At 43.0% G+C, this 3,699-nt stretch carries 1 protein-coding gene; it reads right to left on the reverse strand.

Annotated features, from left to right (window positions below; all coding sequences use genetic code 11):
* Positions 1-64 precede the first annotated feature (64 nt).
* The gene (locus GXO76_11515) at positions 65-2,827 is read right to left on the reverse strand and encodes a DEAD/DEAH box helicase family protein (GenBank protein NOY78485.1); all 2,763 of its coding nucleotides are present in this window, start codon (positions 2,825-2,827) and stop codon (positions 65-67) included.
* Positions 2,828-3,699: the final 872 nt, after the last annotated feature.

The following is a 3,699-nucleotide window of genomic DNA, read 5'->3' on the forward strand; positions in this document are numbered from 1 at the left end:
TTACTTTGCTATTTGATTTAGTTGGTTCTTGATAAATGATACTTTTTAAGGTAAAAACAATCCATCACACCGCCAGAGCCTCATTCAATTCCTCAATAATCTCATTCATCTCATCGCCAAACAGTTCATACATTTTACCAATACCCCCGTGGGCGTCAAATGGTGCTAAGTTTAAATCCTCTTTTTCAAAATGGATGGAAGCCGCCACATGTTCTTTAATCATGCGCAGCCACTGCATCTGTTCTTCATTGAATTTTGGCGCGGCGCCGGCGTGCTTGCCAAAAACCCAGCGCTTGAAATTCTGATCCACGGTTTTGTCATAAGGCGTTAGCACCTGGTCAATACCCGTTACCTTACGAATCAGCGAGACCAGTGCAATCAGTTCGTTTTTGGGGCTATGCCCGTTTACCTTTTCTAATTGTTCATAAGCCTGCCACACACGCAACGGCGCAAGGTGGGGCTTCTGCGACTTGAGAACATCCAGCACTTCCTTGAGCATTTTAAAGGTCAATTCCCTGCGGCGATAGGGCTGATTGTAAAAAATCTGTAATGCAATCATCTCTTCCCGATGCGCCTCCAGAAAAGATTTGAATTCCTGTATAATTTCCCCGGCGTTTTCTCTGGATTGTTTGTCCCAACCGGCATATTCCACGCGATCAATATTGATATTGTCAATAATCTGTTCGTGCACCTTCCGTACGTCTTCAATAAAAGTGTTCAATTCGCCGGTAAAGGTATCGGCAGCCTTGCGGATTAAATCCTGCTGGACGTTTTTTAATTGTTCTTCTGTGGGAAACGCATGCGGGGCAATGTCAAATTTTTCCCGGGCTTTTTCTTCAATTTCATCCGGATCAAAGGCATTTAAAAGCTCATGCACAACTTGATTGATGGTTTTGCCGCCCGCTTTTTCCCTGAACTGTTCCTTCTCTTTCTCGGTGATCTGTTTTTCCAGCCGTGCCAGGCGGTTGGCTAAAGAGAGCATCACATCTTCGTTTTGCCCGGCGCCCATCATTACCGCATTGAGCAAATCTTTCAGCGGCACAGATTTTTTTCGCTCCAGGGGACGACTATCGGTTTTCAGGCTTTTGGTCACGCCCACGGCGTCAATAATCACAAAATGCGTTTTTGAAGACGTAGCCGAAGGGGTTACTTTTTTCAAGTCGTCATATTCCAGCGTTCGCGTACCCCTGCCTTTCATCTGTTCAAAATAATTGCGGCTTTTCACATCCCGCATGAAAATCAAGCACTCGATTGGCTTCACGTCCGTACCGGTGGCAATCATGTCCACCGTCACGGCAATACGCGGATAATAATCGTTACGGAACTGGGCTAATACCGATTTGGGATCTTCTTTGGAATTGTACGTCACTTTTTTGCAGAAGGCATTGCCTTCGCCAAATTCCTCCCGTACGATTTGAATGATGTCATCGGCATGGCTGTCGGTTTTAGCGAAAATTAGTGTTTTGGGGACTTCCTTTCTGCCGGGAAATATTTCCGGCAGGCGTTCTTTAAAGGCGCGAATCACATTGCGAATCTGGCTGGGATTAACAAAATCCTGGTCTAATTGTCTGGCGGTATATTCCACCGGTTCGTCCAATAGTTCCCAGCGTTTTCGGCGACTGAGCCGTTCCCGTTTTTCCACATACTCCTTTGCGCGAATCCTTGCTCCGTTTTTGGTGATTTCCGTTTCAATAACATACACATCATACCCCACATTCACGCCATCGGCTACCGCCTGATCGTGGGAATATTCGCTCACCACATTTTCATTGAAAAAAGCGAATGTCCGCTTATCCGGTGTGGCGGTCAGACCGATCAGAAAAGAATCGAAATAATCCAGAACCTGTTTCCATAAATTGTAAATGGAACGATGGCATTCATCGATGACGATGAAATCAAAAAATTCAATGGGGATCTTTTCGTTGTAAACCACCGGAACAGGCTCTTTGGGAATCCATCCTTCGTTGGGATTTTTCTCTTCGGCTTCTTCCGGTAATTCTTCGTCTTTCAAAATGGAATAAAGGCGCTGAATGGTGCTGATGCAAACCTGACTATCCGTAGCCACGTAACGGGAACGCAGCCGCTGCACATTGTACAGTTCTACAAATTTTCGATTGTCGTCATTGGGAAGGTAAGCCATAAATTCCTGTTCAGCCTGCTGACCTAAATTTCTGGTATCTACCAGAAATAAAATTCTTTCGGCATGGGCATATTTAAGCAAGCGGTAGATGGAAGTGATAGCCGTAAATGTTTTTCCGGCACCGGTTGCCATCTGAATTAATGCCCGCGGTCGATTTCCTTTAAATGATTTTTCCAAATTTCGAATCGCAGTAACCTGGCAATCGCGCAATCCTGTTGGATCTAAATCCGGCAAATCAAGAAGCCTCGCTCGCAGTGATTTTCCCTGTTTCAGCCAACGGAGAAGCGATTCCGGGCGGTGAAAGCTGAATACTAAGTGTGAACGTGGTTTGGGATCACGCAAGTCGGTAAAGCGCGTGACTTCTCCGGTGCTTTCATAAACATAAGGAAGACGGTTATTGTTAACGTATTTTAATTTGCTTTTAGCGTAAAATTCTGCCTGTTCTTCGTGAACTGTGAGTCGGTGACCTTCTTCTTCGCGTTTTGCTTCAACAATGCCTGCCGGTTTTCTATTAACAAATAAAACATAGTCAGCCGGGCCCACATCCGTAGGGTATTCGCGTACGGCAATTCCTAACGATTTACTAAAATCAATATTTTCCTTATCCTGAACATCCCAACCGCAAAGTCGGAGCATTTGATCGATTTTATCTCTTGCCTTTTGCTCTGGGCGTTGATTATTAACCACTGTTTTGCAATCCTTTGTATTATATAAGCATAATTGTTGAACTAAGCCGCTGGAACAAGTGTCTGATAAATTTTACTTACAATCTGACGTACTCGGTTTAGCAAACAATCGTAAATTGGGGGTTGTTTTTAGTGTTTACAACCTCACACATTCACCAGTCCTCACACTAGCCCACTCTCTAAGCGACTGTGCAACCCACAAGTTCATCTCATCGTCTTGTTGCTCTATTATTTCTGTAATCTCACCAAATGATATCACATTATCCTTAACCGCTTCTTTTGTTGGATTGAACATGTACAACCTGAATTTCATAATTTACTTTAATGATATCTATCGTCTCATCCGGTTTCAAAACAATAAGTCCCATTTCTCGGAGTTTTACAAACAAACACCTGTACTTCTTTTTGTATCCGGTCGCTGCGCAGAATTCCCTTAAACCACGAAGCAGTTTTACGACGCCAATTCCCTTTGCTCGTTGCAAATACCAATCTTATTTTCTCCTTCTTGATCTATATCTGTTTTAAATTCTACGAATATCACAGTGGCACTATTCATACATTTTTTGAAAAGCTCATCAATTCGATTTATTGCCTTCATATTACAACGTAGCTGCCTAATTATTAGCTATACACATTCTTATATTTAATATAAAAATTTCTTCTTACAAAGCAAAAATGAAGGACAAATGTTTTGAGATACTTTTTCAACTTTCTCTCTGTCTGACTTAAGGCAAAAAATCAACTGCTTTAAATAATTTGTAAACTCCAGCTTTACGCCTCACGGTAACAAACAAACATTCCGGAATGACGGTTCGGTAGGTTTTTTCAATGATTTCGGTTTACAGAAGGGATAGCGATTTTGAAAGGCGGCGG

Source organism: Calditrichota bacterium (assembly GCA_013151735.1).
Taxonomy (GTDB): Bacteria; Zhuqueibacterota; JdFR-76; order JdFR-76; family BMS3Abin05; genus BMS3Abin05.